Consider the following 17,293-nt stretch of genomic DNA (forward strand, 5'->3'; position numbering starts at 1 on the left):
TTTCCTTCCGGGGAATCCGCGGGATTGAGACCGGTGCCGGCGCCAAGTGGCGTCGCGCCTCGACTTCCAGACAGGCCCGATCCGCCGGCCGACCGTCCAAACATACCGTCATCGTATGAGGCGGACCGTCCCGCGCCAACACGCTGCCCGAAAGGCGAAACGCGACGGTTCGAAAGTCTGGCTGGAGCGGATGTGTCGATCGTGACGATAGCGGAAACTGGTTCCCTGCGCATTGAGTGCGCGCGGCACCCGGACCATTCCTGGGACCGCAGGACGTTTGGAATGACCTCCCGAGCAGGAAGGGAGCTGCGATCGCAGACGCCCCGTGATGGGCGCGGGACCCGCGGGCTTGCCACGGCCGTCGTCCTGTTGCTCCTGCACGCCCCGTCCGTCCGGTGCTCGGCGGAGGACGCCAGGACCGGAGGAGCCGCACCGGCCGGGCCGAGGACGGATGGGGAGAAGATCACCGTCGAGCAGCTCGCTCGCCGCCTGCAACGGGTCGAGGAGCAGAACGCACGGCTCGCAGAACAGAACGCGAGGCTGACCGGCGAGAACAAGGCCCTCGGCGAGCACGTCCGGGAGATTTCCCGGCAATACGACGCCCTCAATCATCGACTCGAACAACCCACCCCCATCTTCCCGGCGCCCGTCGCGGCGTCGCCGGCCGGCATCCTCGAGGGTCGCTCGTTGATGCCCCCTCCTGCCCCGCCGGCGTCGATGCTGCCGGGCTGGCCTCGCGACGCGGCCGCGGCCGGTCCGAAGGCCGAGGGCTGGGATCCGGAATCGTTCGTCCCCTCCGCAGCGTCCGCGGGCGGTGGGCCGATGGGCTCGGCACGTTTCCTGTTCGGCGAGTACGACGACGACCGAGGCCAGTTCGTCCTGGTCCGGCCTCGCGACGAGAAGAGCGTGCCGTTCGAGCTCCGGGTCGACGTGTTCACGCAGGCTCGCTACTTCGATTTCGGTCGCTCCCAGAGGACGTGGACCGATCATCAGGGCGTGGTCCTGCCCGTCCGCAGCTTCCAGTCCCTGGAGATCACGCGCAACTTCATCGGATTCCAGGGCTTCGCGCTCGATCCCCGGCTCCAGTACACGGCCTGGATCTTCTCATCGACGGCCTTCAACGACACGGTCTACCTGGGGTGGATCAACTATCGCTTCAACCGGGCGCTGGACGTGCGGGTGGGGAACTGGCAGGTCCCCGGGACCCGCGAGTGGTACGAGTCCTTCCGCTACACGATGGGGGCGGAGCGACTCATGGCCACGACCTTCTTCCGCCCCAACATCAGCCCCGGCATCTGGATCCAGGGCGAGCCCATCGAGGGTCTCCACTACGTGGCGATGCTGGCCAACTCGCTCAATCGATTCACGCAGGGGATCGAGCGGGTCGGGTCCTCCGCCAACTTCGGCGGCACGCTCCGGTGGGAGCCATTGGGCGCGTTCGGCCCGGGGCCCTCGGATGCCGAGCACCACGAGCGAATCACCCCCAGGCTGGGCACGAGCGTCGCCCTGGCCCGGGAGCAGAACCAGGGCTTCAGCGCGCTCCAGCTCGGCAACCCGGAAGACACGATCATCCGGCTCTCCGACGGCACGCCCCTGTTCCGGGTGGGGGCGCTCGGCCAGGGGGTCGAACTCATCTCGACGGCGGTCCAGCTCTGGACGATCGACGCGGCGCTCAAATATCGGGGCTTCGCGATCAACGGCGAGTACTTCTTCCGCTGGCTGGACGGCTTCCGCTCTGCGGGCATCAGCTCGCCGATACGGTCGATCTTCGACCACGGGGGCCTCCTCCAGGCCGGCTATTTCGTGATCCCGCGCCGGCTCGAGGGCTACTTGCGGACCTCGTTCGTGAGCGGCGCGTTCGGCGGAGGCTACGAGGTCGGAGGGGGGATCAACTGGTACGTCCTGGGGACGCGCGAATGGCGGATGACGGCGGAAATCCTCAGCATCAACCATTCGCCGGCCCAGAACATCCTCACCGGCTATCGGGCCGGAGAGTCCGGCACCCTGGGGCAGGTCCAGTGGTTCACCGATTTCTGACCATCCGGCGCGACCCTCAGGCGGTCGCTTGACCGACGGCGGGCCGGCCGCCGGCCCTGACGGCGAACGATTGGCTCGCCCGCTCCTTGAGGAACCGGCGGGCCTTGCTGCGGCCATACTCGCTCAGCTCGTCGAGGAAATCCGGCCAGCGGTCCAGCTTGGTCGAGTAATCGAGCGCGCGGTCGAAGACGAGCCGCTGGACGTGGATCGGATGGAACCTCGGGTCGGTGATCTTGCGCTGGGCGATCAGCCGATTGATCAGGTCGATCTGCCGGAGCTCCTGCTCCATCGAGAGGTTGCCCGAGAGGTCGTTCTGGCGGTCGATGATCTCGTGGGTCATCATCGGGACCCGCGCGCAGGTGTTCGCGTTGATCTGGATCACCCAGAGCTCGTTGATGTTGAGCTGGGGGAGGTCGTGGATCGGAGGGTTCTGGGAGAACAGCCCGTCCCAGTACATCCCCTTCCCTTCCACGTGCACGGCCCGGAAGAGCTGCGGGATCGCCGCCGACGCCAGCAGGCACTCCGCGGTCAGCTCGTGGCCCTGGAAGACCTCGAAGTGCCCCGTGAGGACCTCCACCGCTCCGATGTGCAGGGCCGGGGCGCCGGGGCGCTTCGCCAGCTCGCGGAGCTCGGCGAAGTCCATGTGCTCGCGGAGCATCTGGAGGAAGCGTTCCTCGCCCCAGGTCGGCAGGAGGTACGGGCTGACCTCGGGGAACGCCATGTGCTCGCGGAGGCGAATCGACGCGAGCAGCGCCTCGTTGACCAGCTTGTCCCAGGGCTCGCGGGCCCCGACGTCGGACCAGAATTGCCGGAGCTTGCGGATCGAGACGTCAGGCTCGCCCCGGACGAGGCCATCCCAGGCGAGTGCCGCGCAGATGGCGCCCCCCGACGTCCCGCTGATCCCGACGACGTCCACCTCCTCCGGGAGCTCGGCGAGCAGTCCCTGGAGGACTCCCGAGGAGAACGCCGTATGACTGCCGCCCCCCTGGCACGCGATCGCGACCCTGCTTCGGGCCCTGGTCTCCATGACGTGCTCGATTCTTCGTTGTAGGAAACATTGCGATGCGGGCGCGTCTCTTTCCTCCCAGGGTACAACCGCGATTGGTCCCGCTCAAGGAATAAGGGGATGTAAAGATGGCCGAGGAATCCGCCGTCCCGGTGGGCGATCGAACGGCCGCGCTAATGGAGGGCCAGCACGCCGTCGTTGTCGGCGTCGATCGGGGGGGCCGGCTTGTCCTGACCCTTGTCCCCCTTCTCCTCCGCCGCCCGCGCGGCGGATCGTCGGTCCTCGGCCCACTGGATGACGAAGAAGAAGACCGGCGTGAGGAAGATGCCGAAGAGGGTGACGCCGAGCATCCCGCTGAAGACCGCCACGCCGAGCGTCTGCCGCATCTCGGAGCCGGCGCCGGCGGAGGTGATCAGCGGCACGACGCCCAGGATGAACGCGAACGAGGTCATCATGATCGGCCGGAGTCGCAGCTCGCAGGCGTCGAGCGTCGCATGCTGCCGGGTCGCGCCGGCCTCGCGGCGGGACTTGGCGAACTCGACGATGAGGATCGCGTTCTTGCAGGCGAGGCCCACCAGGACGATGAAGCCGACCTGGGTGAAGATGTTGATGTCCATCCGCCACGCGTTCACGCCGACGGTGGAGCAGAGCAGGCACATGGGGACCACCAGGATCACCGCCAGGGGGAGCGACCAGCTCTCATACTGGGCGGCCAGCACCAGGAAGACCAGCACCACGGCGAGGGTGAAGGCGTACATCGCCGTGTTCCCGGTCTGGAGCTGGAGGAGCGCCAGCTCGGTCCAGACGGACCGCATCGACTGGGGCATCTCCTGATCGACGACCTCCTGCATGCCCTGGAGCGCCTGCCCGGAGCTGGTGCCGGGCGAGGCGTTGAAGTTCACGGTCGCCGACGGATAGAGGTTGTAGCGGATGATCATGACGGGCCCGCTGACGTCGCGGATATGGGCCAGCGACCCCAGGGGGACCATGCCACCGCGCTCGCTCCGGACGCGGAGGCCGGAGAGGTCCTCGATCTGCTTGCGGAAGTTGGCGTCGCCCTGGATGTTGACCTGCCAGGTGCGGCCGAAGCGATTGAAGTCGTTGACGTAGAGCGAGCCGAGGTAGACCTGGAGCGTGTTGAACAGCTCGCCGATGGAGACGCCCAGCAGCTTGGCCTTCTCGCGGTCGACGTCCAGGTAGAGCCAGGGCGTGTCCGCCCGGAAGCTGGTGAAGAGGCCCTGGAGCATCGGGTGCGCGGAGCCGGAGGCGACGACCCGATTGGCGACCGATTCCAGCTCGGCCGAGCCGAGGTCGCCCCGGTCCTCGACCACGATCTTGAAGCCGCCCGCCGTGCCCAGGCCGTCCACCGGAGGGGCCTCGAAGACGTTGACCAGCCCCTCCTTGATCTCCTCCGCGAGCGACGCCTGGAGATGGGCCGCCACGGCGGGGCCCGTGTGTCCCGACCGGGCCCGATGGTGGAAGTCGTCCAGCATGACGTACATGGCCCCGAAGTTCGGCGCGTTGGCGTTCATCAGGATCGACTGGCCGGCGATCGCGAGCGTGTGGGTGACGCCGGGCTGCGCCCCGGTGATCCGCTCCACCTGCTTCATCACCCCCTGGGTGCGCTCCAGGGACGACGAATCCGGGAGCTGGACGTTCACCAGGAGGTATCCCTTGTCCTGCGCCGGGATGAATCCCGTCGGCGTCCGGGTGAAGCCCCAGTAGGTCAGCCCGAGCAATCCGCCGTAGATCAGGATGACGAGCACGCTGATCCGGAGCAGCCCCGCGACGATCGTCGTGTACAGGCCCGTCGCGGCGTCGAAGATGCGGTTGAACTGGAAGAAGACCCAGCCCATGATTCGATTGAGCGGCCAGCTCGCCAGCCAGCCGGCGAGGGCGCCCAACGCCAGCCCGGCCAGCAGGCCGAGGCGATCGAGCGTCAGGAAGGCGGGGAGCGGCGCGTTCAGCCTGACGCCGAGCCATCGCGTCACCTCCGGCCCCAGCAACGCCGCCCCCGCCCAACCACCCGCCGCCACGAACGCGAGCACCGGCAGCGCCTCGTAGACTCCCTTCCGACGCGGCCGGAGCAGCAGGGCGGAGAGGGCGGGGCTGAGGGTCAGCGAGTTGAAGGCGGAGATCACCGTCGAGGTCGCGATCGTGAGGGCGAACTGGCGGTAGAATTGCCCCGTGATCCCCGTGATGAAGGCGCAGGGCAGGAAGACGGCCGTGAGCACGAGGCCGACCGCGATCACGGGCGCGGAGACCTGCTCCATCGCCCGGATCGTCGCCTCGCGCGGCGCCAGTCCGTGCTCGATGTGATGCTCGACGGCCTCCACGACGACGATGGCGTCGTCCACCACGATCCCGATCGCCAGCACCAGCCCGAAGAGCGTCAGGTTGTTGAGCGAGAACCCGAACGCCGCCATCACGGCGAAGGTGCCCACGATCGCCACCGGGACCGCGATCAGCGGGATGAGCGCGCTCCGCCAGTTCTGGAGGAAGAGGAGGACGACGATGGCGACCAGGATGACGGCGTCGCGGAGGGTCTTGAAGACCTCGTTGACCGACTCGGTGATGAACGGCGTGGTGTCGTAGACGATGGCGTAGTCCACGCCCTCGGGGAAGCGTTGCTTCAGCTCCTCCATCTTCTCGCGGACGAGCCGGGCCGTGTCGAGCGCGTTGGAGCCCGGTCGCTGGTAGACGGAGAGGGCGACCGTGGGCTTGCCGTCGAGCGTGCAGGCCTGGTCGTATCCCTGGGCCCCCAGCTCGATCCGGCCGACGTCGCGGAGCCGGACCACGCCGCCGTTGGCGTCGGTCTTGAGGATCATGTCGGAGAAGTCGTCGGCCTCCGAGAGCCTCCCCTTGGTCGTGATGGTGAACTGGAACGCCTGCCCGGTGTCGACCGGCGGCTGGCCGAGCTGGCCGGCGGCGACCTGGATGTTCTGCTGCTCGATCGTCGAGACGATGTCGGAGGACGTGAGGCCCCGGAAGGTCATCTTCTGCGGGTCGAGCCAGATCCGCATGCTGTAGTTCCGCTGCCCGATGTAGGTGATGTCGCCCACCCCCTCGAGCCGCGCCAGCTCGTCGCGGAGCTGGATCGTCGCGTAGTTGCTGAGATAGAGGTTGTCCCGGGTCCCCTCCGGGGAGAAGACGTTGATGATCATCAGGATGCTCGGCGATTTCTTCTTCACCGAGACCCCGCGGCGCTTGACCAGGTCCGGCAGGATCGGCTCGGCGAGCGACTCGCGATTCTGCACCAGCACCTGGGCCATGTTCAGGTCCGTCTCCGGCTTGAACGTGACCGTCAGGATGTAGGTGCCGTCGTTGGTGCACTGCGAGGACATGTACATCATGCCCTCCACGCCGTTGACCTGCTGCTCGATGGGCGCGGCCACGGTGTCGGCCACGACCTCGGCGTTGGCCCCCGGGTAGTAGGCGGACACCTCCACGGTCGGTGGGGTGATCTCCGGATACTGCGCCACCGGCAGCTTCATGAGCGAGATCGCCCCGGCCAGCGTGACGACGATCGAGAGCACGGAGGCGAAGATCGGCCGATCGATGAAGAAGCGCGAGAACACGGGGACCCCTCACTTGGATTGGACGATTTCGGCCTCTTGGTCGAGCTCCGCGTCCGCCGGGGAGGACGCCTCGGGGCTTCCCGCCCGGGCCCGGATCCGGCGGGCGGACACCCTCGCGAGGTCTCGGAGGATCAGCACCGGGAACAGGGTCAGGAGCAGGACCTTCCCGACGCGTCGGACCACCGGGTTGGAGAAGAAGCGGGATTCCGCCATGCCCTCGATCATGTAGAAGAAGACCGGCGTCAGGAGCACGCCGAAGACCGTCACGCCGAGCATCCCGCTGAAGACCGCCACCCCCAGGGACTGCCGCATCTCGGCGCCCGCGCCGTGGGCGAAGAGGAGCGGGACCACCCCCAGGATGAACGCCATCGAGGTCATGATGATCGGTCGCAGCCGGAGCCGGCAGGCCTCGACCGTCGCCTCGCGCAGCGAATCGCCGCGGCCGTGGATCAGCTTGGCGAACTGGACGATCAGGATCGAGTTCTTGCTCGCCAGGCCCACCAGGACCACCAGGCCGATCTGCGTGAAGATGTTGATGTCCAGCCCCGTGTTGTTCGCCCCCAGGAGCGGGGCGTTCGTCACCCCGTGGAGGGCGCTGAGCATGCAGAGCGGGACCGACAGGATCACCGCCAGGGGCATGGCCCAGCTCTCGAACTGGGCCGCGAGGACGAGGAAGACCATCACGATCGAGAAGCCGAAGACGATCACCGCCGTGCTGCCGGCCTGGAGCTCGAGGAAGGCCATCTCGGTCCACTCGTAGCTCATCGACTGGGGCAGCTCGCGGGTGGCCAGCTCTTCCATGGCGTGGATGGCGCTGCCGGAGCTGACGCCCCGCGCCGCGTTGCCGTTGATCGACGCGGCCGGGTACATGTTGTAGCGGGTCAGGACCAGCGGGCCGTTGATCTCGCGGAGGGCCGCCAGGGCCCCCAGGGGTACCATCGTCCCGGCCCGGTTCCGGACCTTGAGGCGGCGGATGTCGTCCCGCTGGTCGCGATACGTCGGCATCGCCTGGACGACCACCTGCCAGGTCCGGCCGAAGCGGTTGAAGTCGTTGACGTAGAGCGATCCGAGGTAGGCCTGGAGCGTGGTGAAGACGTCCCGGAGCGCCACGCCCTTGATCATGCAGGCGGTGCGGTCGACGTCCAGGTAGACCTGGGGGACGTTGGCCCGGAAGACGGAGGTCAGCCCCTGCACGGCCTGCCTGGCGCCGGCCGCGGCCCCGGAGGCCACCCCGGCCGCGCCGGCCCTGGCCGGGGTGGCGCCCGGGCCCGCCGCGGCGATGGGCGTGCCCGTCAGGTCGATGCCGTCGTTCCCCTTCCGGACCAGTCCCTCCACCTCCCTCTGGAGCCCGGCGGCGCCGATGTCGCCCCGGTCCTCGATCATCAGCATCCAGCCGCCGGCGCGGCCGACGCCCCGGACCGGCGGCGGGCCGAACACGGACACCGTCGCCTCCGGCACGGCCATCGCGAGCTGCCCCCGGAGCCGGTTCATGATCGTCTCGAAATAGAGGTCGGGCTCCGGGGGGAGCTCCTTCCAGCCGAGCTTCCTCCGCAACCAGTTGGCGGCCGCATGGCTCATCGGGCTCGGCGAGGGCCGCTTGGCGAACTCATCCAGCGTCACGAACATCGTGCCGAAGTTCGAGCCGAAGGCATTCAGCAGGAGCGACTGGCCGGTGATCCCGACCGTGGCCGCGACGCCGGGCGTCGCCGAGGCGACGTCGCTGATCTTGCGGACCGAGGCCTTGGTCCGCTCCACCGCGGCCGAGTCCGGGAGCTGGATGTTGACCAGCAGGTAGCCCATGTCCTGGCTCGGGATGAATCCCCGCGGCGTGCTCGCGAACTTGCCGAAGGTCAGGTAGAGCAGGCCCAGGTAGACCAGGAAGACGAGGCCGCAGACCCGCAACATCCCGGCGACGACCCGAGAATAGCCGTGCGCCGTCGCCGTGAATCCCCGATTGAAGGCGTCGAAGAACCGGCCCAGCAGGACGTTGATCGGACCGGCCAGGAGCCAGCCCAGGATCCCCCCGAGCACCGCCCCGGCCAATCCGCTCGCGGTCTCCCGCGTGAGCCCCTCGACGCCCCCCAGCCCCGGCAGCGTGCTCGCGGTCGAGACGTGGGCCGCCGATCCGGGGCCGAAGTGCGGCAAGAGCGGCATGAGCAGCGGCCCCAGTCGCTCGTATCCCTGCCACATCCCGATCGCGACGAAGGCCAGCCGCGGCAGGGCCTGGTAGGCCCCCTTCTCTCGGGGCTTCAGCAGCATGGCCGACAGGGCGGGGCTGAGCGTCAGCGAGTTGATGGTCGAGAGCACGGTGGCCGACGCGATCGTGAGGGCGAACTGGCGGAAGAACTGGCCGGTGATACCGGAGATGAACGCACACGGGATGAAGACCGCGGAGAGGACCAGGCCGACCGCGATCACCGGGGCCGAGACCTCGCTCATCGCCCGGATCGTCGCCTCGCGGGGCGAGAGGCCGTGCTCGATGTGGTGCTCCACCGATTCCACGACGACGATGGCGTCGTCCACCACGATCCCGATCGCCAGCACCAGCCCGAAGAGCGTCAGGTTGTTGAGCGAGAACCCGAACGCCGCCATCACGGCGAACGTGCCGATGATCCCCACCGGGACCGCGATCAGCGGGATCAGGGCGCTCCGCCAGTTCTGGAGGAACAGCAGCACCACCAGGGCCACCAGGAGGACGGAATCCATCAGGGCCTTGAAGACCTCCTGGATCGACTCCCGGATGAAGGGGGTGGTGTCGTACCGGATCATGTAGTCGATGCCGTCGGGGAAGTCCTTCTTCAGCTCCTCGATCTTGGCCTTCACGACGTCCGCGGTATCCAGCGCGTTGGCGTCCGGCAACTGGAAGATGGCCAGGTTGGCCACGGGGTACAGGTCCATCCTCTCGTCGTCGTGATGCTTCCGCGCGCCGATCTCCGCGCTCATGTCCTGGTTCTTGGCCCCGAGCTCGACGCGGGCGACGTCGCGGACCCGCACCAGGCGCCCGTCGGGCGTGCTCCGGACGATGACCTTCTCGAACTCCTCGACGCTCGCCAGCCGGCCGAGCGTGGTGAGCGTGACCTGGGTCTGCTGCCCGGGGATGGCCGGCGACTGCCCCACGTAGCCGGAGGCCACCGGCAGGTTCTGCTCGCGGAGCGCGCGGACGACGTCGCCGGCCGTCAGCCCGCGCTGGGCCAGCCGGTCCGGGTCGAGCCAGATCCGCATGCTGTAGTCGCGCTGGCCGAACATGCTGACGTCGCTGACCCCGGGGAGTCGGGCCAGCTCGTCGCGGATCCGCATGTAGGCGTAGTTGCTCAGGTAGAGCTGGTCGTAGCGCCCGTTCGGCGAATAGAGGCCGATCGACAGCAGGATGTCGGGCGACCGCTTCTTCGTGGTCACGCCCGTGGCCTTGATCACGTCCGGCAGGAGCGGCACGGCCAGGGAGACCCGGTTCTGCACCAGCACCTGGGCGAGGTTCAGGTCCACCCCGTGCTTGAACGTGACGGTCAGCGAGTAGTTGCCGTCGTTGGTGCTGGCCGAGGACATGTACATCATGTTCTCGACGCCGTTGACCTGCTGCTCGATCGGCGCGGCGACCGTCTCGGCCACCACCTGCGCGCTGGCGCCCGGGTACTGGCAGGAGACGGAGACGGTCGGCGGCGCGATCTGCGGGAACATCGCGATCGGCAGCGAGGCCAGGGCCAGCCCCCCCGCCAGGGTGATCACGATGGAGAGCACCGACGCGAAGATCGGCCGGTCGATGAAGAAGCGCGTGAACAAGTCAGGCTCCCGAGGGGAGGTGTCCGGTCGGTCCTGCTGGCTGCGACTCAGTGCTTCCCGTGTGTGCCGGAGCCCCCAGGTCCCTTCACGCCGCCCGGGTGCGCCGCGGGCGCCTCGGCGGTGGGCCCGGGACGGCCCGCGGATGTCGGGGCGGAGGTCGGGCTGGCCGTCGCGGTCGCGGCGGCCGGGGTCGCCGTGGCGGTGGGCGTGGCCGTGGCGGAGCCTCGGGTCGAGGCGGGGGAGTCGAGATCGTCCTCCGGTGTCCAGGGGCGTGCCTTCACCAGGAACGGCTTGCCGGTGACCGGATTGGTCCCCAGGCGGATCTTCTGCATCCCCTGGGCGACGACCAGGTCACCCTCCTTGACGCCCGCGTTGACCTCCCGGAGTCGCCCGCGGAGCACGCCCAGCTCGCCGACGTCCACGGCGACCGGGCGGTAACCCAGGACCGGCTTGCCCGCCTTGTCGATCGCCGGCTTACCCGTGAGCGGGTCGGTGATCGCATAGGGATTCCCGTCCTGGTCCTTCGCCTGGAGGACGAAGACCTTCTTCAGGCCCTGATCGGACTGGAGCGACTGCTCGCGGACGAGCAGCGCGGGGTGGGGCTCGCCGATCGGCAGCCGCACCTTGACGAAGAGCCCGGGCGTGATGAACTGGCCGGGATTCGCCATCCGGGCCCGGAACTGGAGGGTGCCGGTGCTCAGGTCGACGTGATTGTCGGTGAAGTCCACGGTCCCCTCGTGCGGGAACCTCGGGTTGCCCTGCGCGTCCTTCTCGTCGGAGAGGCTGATCTGGATGGTGACCTCCTTCTCCGACCGGGCCTTGACCTTGCCCTCGGCGATCAGGCGGCGGATCCGGAGCATGGCCTGCTCGTGGACGTCGAAGTAGACGTAGATGGGATCCTCGGTGATGATCGTGGTCATCATCGTCTCATCGGCCTTGATCAGGTTGCCGGGGTCGACGAGGCGCCGGCTGAGCCGTCCGACGGCCCCCTCGGGCAGGTCCGCCGTCACGTTGGTCCACTCGAGATCGAGGGCCGCCAGGTCCAGGTTGGCCTTCGCCGTCGCCAGGCTGGCCTCGGACTCGGCCAGGTCGAAGGTGTAGCGGTCGAACTCCTCCCGGCTGATCGATCGCCCCTGGTCGTAGAGGACCTTGGCGCGGCGGAATTCGTTCCCCAGCCGCTTGGCGTGGGAGTCGGCCTGCATGAGCGTCGCCCTGGCCCGGTCGAGTGCGGCCTGGAACGGGCGATCGTCGATCTGGAAGAGGACGTCCCCCTTCCTCACCCGCTGGCCGTCCTGGAAGTAGACCCGCTTGAGGTAGCCGGAGACCCTGGCCCGCACCGAGACCGTGGTGATCGCCTCGGTCCGCCCGGGGAAGTCCTCGAAGTCGGTCACGACCTGCCGGACCGGTCGATCGTAGACGACCATGGGCTCGGCCTGTGTCGGCATCCCGGCGGGAGACGAGTTCGCCTGTCCGCATCCGGCCACGGAGGCCGCGGCCAGCAACACGAGCGCAGCACTCACGCGGGGATCCATCGGTGCGACTCCGGACTTCGAGAGTAGGTTCTTCAATGCTCTTCCTGTAAGCGTCTCAGGAGGCGGCCCTGTCCGTCGATCTTGCGGAAAGCCACCGATCACTTTCGGGGAGGGTGAGTATGCCGCAGAAGACAATCCGGAGGATATCGTCCGCCTGCTGGTCGACCGGCTTGGCCTGGCCCGCGAAGTAATTGGTGAAGATCGTGCCGTAGATCAGGTTGCCGATGACATCGGTGATCGTCTCCACGGCCAGCGGCCGGACCCGGCCGTCCGCGATCAACCTCGTGTACAATTGCCGCCAGCGCTGCACGTTGACCTCGCGGTGCTCGAAATAGGTCGGACGCGTGCGGTCCTTGAACTGGGCCCTTTCCTGGATCAACATCTCGACATACTCGGGGTGCTCCGAGAAAAACCGCAGGAACGTCCGTATACCGCGAGAGACCTGCTCCAGCCCATCCTCGACACCCGCGATGTTCGCCAGGATCTTCTCCTGCAACTTCCGCATCACCCGATCCGCGGCGGCCAGGAACAGGTCGCGCTTGCTCGGGAAGTGGCGGTAAATGGTCCCCTTGCCGATCCCCATCCGATCGGCGAGGGCCTGGGTGAGTGCATCGGAAAACCCATGTTCTGCAAAGAGTTCCGTCGCTTCGAGCAGGATCTGCTCGCGCCGCTCGAGCATCTCCTCGTCGGTGCTGCACCGCTTCCGCTTCTTCTCACCCAGGTGTTCCATTCGCAATTCCTTGAAACGGACTGACCAGTCAGTCCATATTCTAAATCGGAGTTTCCGGGAGTCAACGAGGAAAATCGTGGTTGCCGAATGGGCCCGAGAGGGGAATCATATGGGCAGCGAGGTCGACGGATTCGGTCGCCCCGCATCCCGCCTTCGTGCCGCAGCGATGATGACGTCCAGCCCTCCTCGGTGATCACGCCATGAGCCAAGCGCCGAAGTTATCGATCTCGCTGGCCGTCTTCGCCCTCCTTGGCGCCCCGGCCCTGGCGGGGGGGGATGTGACGCAGCGGGCCGGCGGCGATTTCTTCGAGACATACGTCCGCCCCGTGCTCAGCGAGTCGTGCACGAGCTGTCACGGCCCTAAGAAGCAGTCGTCCGGCCTGAGGCTGGACAGTCGCGAGGCGATCCTCAAGGGGGGGGACCTGGGGCCGGCCATGGTCCCGGGTAAGCCTGCGGAGAGCCTGCTGCTTCAGGTCGTCGAGCACACGCATGAAGAACTGAAGATGCCCCCGAAGGGCAAGCTCCCGGCCCCGGCCATCGAGGCCTTCCGGCGCTGGATCGAGATGGGCGCACCCTGGGCCGAGGAACACCCGGCGACGGCCGCGACGGCCCCCGATCCGAAGGAGCACTGGGCGTTCCGTCCCCTCCATGCCGTCGCGGAGCCGGCCGTCCGGGATCGGGCCTGGGTCCGCACGCCGGTGGACGCGTTCATCTTGGCTCGATTGGAGCGCGAAGGGATCAGCCCCTCGCAACCCGCCGACCGGCGGACCCTCATCCGTCGGGCGACGATCGACCTGCTGGGCGTCCCCCCGACGGTCGAGGAGATCGAGGCCTTCGAGGCCGACCGGTCGCCCCGGGCCTTCGAGAAGGTCGTCGACCGCCTACTCGCCTCGCCCCTCTACGGCGAGCGCTGGGGGCGTCACTGGCTGGACGTGGCCCGATACGCCGACACCAAGGGCTACGTCTTCACCGAGGACAGGCGCTACCCGTATGCGTTTACCTATCGCGATTACGTCGTGGACGCATTCAACGAGGACCGGCCCTTCGATCGCTTCATCGTCGAGCAGCTCGCCGCCGACCAGCTCGAGCTCGGCGGCGATCCCCGGCCGCTGGCCGCCATGGGCTTCCTGACCGTGGGCCGGAGGTTCCTGAACGATCAGAACGAGATCATCGACGATCGGATCGACCTGGTCGGCCGGGGGCTGCTCGGGCTGAGCCTGAGCTGCGCCCGCTGCCACGACCACAAGTTCGACCCGATCCCGAGCGAGGACTATTACTCGCTCTACGGCGTCTTCGCCAGCTCCGTGGAGCCCGGCGAGCTCCCCCGAATCCACCGCCCGGGCGTGGTGATGGATCCCGACGCGGAATCCCTCGGCCCCGAGGTGATGAAGGCCCGCCGGGAGCGAGATGACTTCGTCGCCTCGCGCCGTGGGGAGATCGAGAAGGAGTTCCGCGACCGCTTCTCCCAGTATTTCCGGGCCGCCTACGCAGCCGGCATGAACCGGAAAGGGGGCCGCCTCGATGCCATCGCGGCCGAGCGCAAGCTGGAGCCGCATCGATTGCGGGCGGCGCTCGCCGTCCTGAAGCGACGGATCGAGCGAGAGGAGTCGTCGAAGGATGCGGTCGTCGGTCCGTTGGCCGCATTCGCCAAGCTGCCCAAGGACCGGTTCGTGGAGGGTTCGGCCGAGGTCTGCCGTAACGTCACGGCGACCCTCGGCAAACCCGACGGCCCCCATCCGCTGGTTGCCGCGCTGTTCACGGATGGGAAGCCGCCCCGGAGCATGGACGAGGTGGTCGGCCGCTATGCCGACCTGCTCGCCTCGATCGAGGCCCCCGCCCTGGCGAGCCCCTTCGCGGACCGCGGACGGGATTCGTTGAGGCTCCTCGTGTACGGCCCCGACGGGTTAACCTCGCTGGCGCACGTGGATCCGAAGGTCGCGATCTACACCCAGCCCGACATCGAGCGGTACGCCGATCTCGGCAACGCGCTCAAGGCCGTCGAGGCGAAGTGGACCGGCCGCGCCGGGCGGGCGATGGTGATGCACGACTCGCCGCATCCCGTCGAGCCCCGCGTCTTCCTCCGGGGCAACCCGGGCCGCCCGGGCAAGCCGGTCCCTCGCCAGTTCCTCCAGGTCCTGGCGGGTCCGGAACGGAAGCCGTTCCAGAAGGGGAGCGGCCGGCGCGAGCTGGCCGATGCCATCATCGCCCCCTCGAACCCGCTCACGGCCCGGGTGCTGGCGAATCGAGTCTGGGCCTGGCACTTCGGCCAGGGGCTGGTGACCACCCCCAGCGACTTCGGCCTCCGCTGCGACCCGCCGTCGCATCCCGAGCTCCTGGACGACCTGGCCGCGTCGCTCCGCGACGGAGGGTGGTCGGTCAAGGCCCTGCACCGCCGGATCATGCTCTCGAGCACGTATCAGCAGCGGAGCGACCTGAGGCCCGAGGTCCACGACCGCGACCCTCAGAACCGGCTGGTCTGGCGGTTCAATCGCCAGCGGCTGGACTTCGAGGCGATGCGCGACTCGATCCTGGCCGCCTCCGGGACGCTCGACCGCACGATGGGCGGACCCTCGACCATGCTCGGCGAGCCACCGTTCCCGACCCGGCGGACCATCTACGGCTTCATCGATCGGCAGAACCTCGATAGCCTCTTCCGCACGTTCGATTTCGCCATCCCGGACGCGACCAGCCCCCGGCGATTCGTGACCACGGTGCCCCAGCAGGCCCTCTTCCTCATGAACAGCCCGTTCATCCAGCAGCAGGCGACGCGCCTGGCCGCCTCCGTCGAACAGGACGCGCGACCGGCCTCCGCCGCGGATGCCGGCCCCGCGCAGGACCGGATCCGCCTCCTCTACCGCCGCGTCCTGGGGCGCGAGCCGGAAGCCGGCGAGCTCGAGCTCGGGGCCTCGTTCCTGGACTCGAACCGGGCCAAAGAAAGTCGCGAGGCCCTGCCCCCCCTGGCACAGCTCGCCCAGGTGTTGCTGCTCACCAACGAGTTCACGTTCGTCGACTGACGCCCCCGCGCGGGTCGAGTCGCCGCAGGAGTCCTCCGCCATGCCGCATGCACCGGATCGACTGACCGAGGCCGTCGTGACCCGACGCCAGCTCCTCTGTCGCTCGGGGACCGGTTTCGGCGCACTCGCGCTGGGGAGCCTCCTGGCCGACGCCGGCGGCCTGGGCCGGGTCGCCAGGGCCGGCGACGCCACCGGCGGGACGTCCGCGGCCGGCGCCTCGGCGCCCTCGATCACGCCGATGGCCCCCAAGGCGCCCCCCTTCCCCGCGAAGGCGCGGCGAGTCGTCCACCTGTTCATGAACGGCGGGCCGTCGCACGTGGACACCTGGGACCCCAAGCCGCTGCTCGCGAAGCATCACGGCAAGCCGGTCCCCTCCAATCTCCCGACCGAGCGCAAGACCGGAGCCGCGTTCGGCTCACCCTATCGCTTCCGCAAGTACGGCGAGAGCGGGATCGAGGTCAGCGAGATCTTCGCCCGGACGGCCGAGCACGCGGACGACATCTGCGTCATCCGGTCGATGCACGCCGACGTGCCCAATCACGAGCCCTCGCTCATGCTCATGAACTGCGGCGAGGCCCGTCAGGCCCGCCCCAGCCTGGGCTCGTGGGTGCTCTACGGCCTCGGAGCGGAGAACCAGAATCTCCCCGGATTCCTGGTCATGTGCCCCGACGGGTTCCCGATCGCCGAGTCCCAGAACTGGCAGTCCGCGTTCCTGCCGGGAATCTACCAGGGGACGCACGTCGATCCTCGCCAGACCGACATCGAGAAGCTGATCGCCCACATCCGCAATCACGGCGTCGGCCGGCAGGCTCAGCGGGCCCAGCTCGACCTGCTCGCCGAGCTGAACCGCCGGCACCTGGACCGCCATCGCCACGAGGCCGAGCTCGAGGCGCGGATCCAGTCGTTCGAGCTGGCCTACCGGATGCAGTCCGAGGCCGCCGAGGCGTTCGACATCAGCCTCGAACCCTCACACATCCGGGCCATGTACGGGCCCGGCGTCCATGCCCGCCAGTTGCTGGCCACTCGCCGCCTCCTCGAGCGCGGCGTGCGTTTCATCCAACTCTGGCACGGAGCCGGCCAGCCCTGGGACCATCACGACGACATCGCCGATGGCCATCGCAAGCTCGGCGTCGAGTGCGACCAGGCGATCGCCGCGTTCCTCACCGACCTGAAGCAGCGGGGGATGCTCGACGACACCCTGGTCGTCTGCGGCGGCGAGTTCGGCCGCACGCCGACCGTCGAGCTACCCACCCCCGGCGCCAACGCCGGCAAGATGAACGGCCGGGACCACAACCACTACGGCTTCAGCGTCTGGATGGCCGGCGGCGGCGTGAAGGGGGGTTACGTCCACGGCGCCACCGACGAGATGGGCTTCCAGGCCGTCGAGAAGAAGGTCCACGTGCACGACCTGCACGCGACGATCCTCCACCTCCTGGGCTTCGACCACGAGCAGTTCACCTTCCGCTACGCCGGCCGCGATTACCGACTGACGGACATCCACGGCAACGTCGTCAAGGAAGTCGTGGCCTGAGCGCCGTCAGAACCCTCCGTTGGTATCGGTCCCGGGACCGGCGCTCCGATCCGCCTCGACGCCGGAGCGGCGGCCGGGCCGGGCCGGT

General features: G+C 68.4%; 8 protein-coding genes. 3 read left to right on the forward strand and 5 right to left on the reverse strand.

What is annotated here, in order from left to right; all coding sequences use genetic code 11:
- Window positions 1–282 precede the first annotated feature (282 nt).
- Window positions 283–2,037, forward strand: coding sequence for a cell division protein ZapB (locus tag G6O54_RS18985; RefSeq protein WP_165227236.1), 1,755 nt, complete (start codon window positions 283–285; stop codon window positions 2,035–2,037).
- 16 nt (window positions 2,038–2,053) lie between these two features.
- Here the strand turns inward: G6O54_RS18985 and G6O54_RS18990 are convergent, their stop codons facing one another.
- The 5 genes from G6O54_RS18990 to G6O54_RS19010 all read right to left on the reverse strand — a co-directional run bounded on the left by G6O54_RS18990 (window position 2,054) and on the right by G6O54_RS19010 (window position 12,660).
- A complete protein-coding gene (locus G6O54_RS18990; RefSeq protein ID WP_165227237.1) occupies window positions 2,054–3,064 on the reverse strand; it encodes a patatin-like phospholipase family protein in 1,011 nt (336 codons plus the stop codon).
- Between the two features lie 152 nt (window positions 3,065–3,216).
- A complete protein-coding gene (locus tag G6O54_RS18995) occupies window positions 3,217–6,621 on the reverse strand; it encodes an efflux RND transporter permease subunit (protein ID WP_165227238.1) in 3,405 nt (1,134 codons plus the stop codon).
- Between the two features lie 9 nt (window positions 6,622–6,630).
- The gene (locus G6O54_RS19000; protein ID WP_165227239.1) at window positions 6,631–10,398 is read right to left on the reverse strand and encodes an efflux RND transporter permease subunit; all 3,768 of its coding nucleotides are present in this window, start codon (window positions 10,396–10,398) and stop codon (window positions 6,631–6,633) included.
- 47 nt (window positions 10,399–10,445) lie between these two features.
- Entirely contained in the window at window positions 10,446–11,930 is a 1,485-nt protein-coding gene (locus G6O54_RS19005; protein ID WP_165227240.1) for an efflux RND transporter periplasmic adaptor subunit, read from the reverse strand.
- Between the two features lie 55 nt (window positions 11,931–11,985).
- Window positions 11,986–12,660 (reverse strand): TetR/AcrR family transcriptional regulator, encoded by a 675-nt coding sequence (locus G6O54_RS19010; protein ID WP_165227241.1) that lies wholly within the window; start codon window positions 12,658–12,660, stop codon window positions 11,986–11,988.
- 200 nt (window positions 12,661–12,860) lie between these two features.
- Here G6O54_RS19010 and G6O54_RS19015 point away from each other — a divergent pair, with 200 nt between their 5' ends.
- Both G6O54_RS19015 and G6O54_RS19020 read left to right on the forward strand, forming a co-directional pair.
- Window positions 12,861–15,674: a PSD1 and planctomycete cytochrome C domain-containing protein gene (locus G6O54_RS19015; RefSeq protein ID WP_165227242.1), complete on the forward strand. Its 2,814-nt coding sequence runs from the start codon at window positions 12,861–12,863 to the stop codon at window positions 15,672–15,674.
- A gap of 40 nt (window positions 15,675–15,714) precedes the next feature.
- Window positions 15,715–17,205 carry a DUF1501 domain-containing protein gene (locus G6O54_RS19020; protein ID WP_165227243.1) on the forward strand — a complete coding sequence of 497 codons (1,491 nt, stop codon included), beginning with the start codon at window positions 15,715–15,717 and terminating at the stop codon, window positions 17,203–17,205.
- Window positions 17,206–17,293 lie beyond the last annotated feature (88 nt).

This window comes from Aquisphaera insulae (assembly GCF_011064615.1).
Taxonomy (GTDB): domain Bacteria; phylum Planctomycetota; class Planctomycetia; order Isosphaerales; family Isosphaeraceae; genus Aquisphaera; species Aquisphaera insulae.

What these genes read in the sequence shown, in the direction of transcription:
- G6O54_RS18985 (WP_165227236.1), top strand. Translation starts at nt 283, where the DNA reads ATGACCTCCCGAGCAGGAAGGGAGCTGCGATCGCAGACGCCCCGTGAT.
- G6O54_RS18990 (WP_165227237.1), bottom strand. Translation starts at nt 3,064, where the DNA reads ATGGAGACCAGGGCCCGAAGCAGGGTCGCGATCGCGTGCCAGGGGGGC.
- G6O54_RS19005 (WP_165227240.1), bottom strand. Translation starts at nt 11,930, where the DNA reads ATGGATCCCCGCGTGAGTGCTGCGCTCGTGTTGCTGGCCGCGGCCTCC.
- G6O54_RS19010 (WP_165227241.1), bottom strand. Translation starts at nt 12,660, where the DNA reads ATGGAACACCTGGGTGAGAAGAAGCGGAAGCGGTGCAGCACCGACGAG.
- G6O54_RS19015 (WP_165227242.1), top strand. Translation starts at nt 12,861, where the DNA reads ATGAGCCAAGCGCCGAAGTTATCGATCTCGCTGGCCGTCTTCGCCCTC.
- G6O54_RS19020 (WP_165227243.1), top strand. Translation starts at nt 15,715, where the DNA reads ATGCCGCATGCACCGGATCGACTGACCGAGGCCGTCGTGACCCGACGC.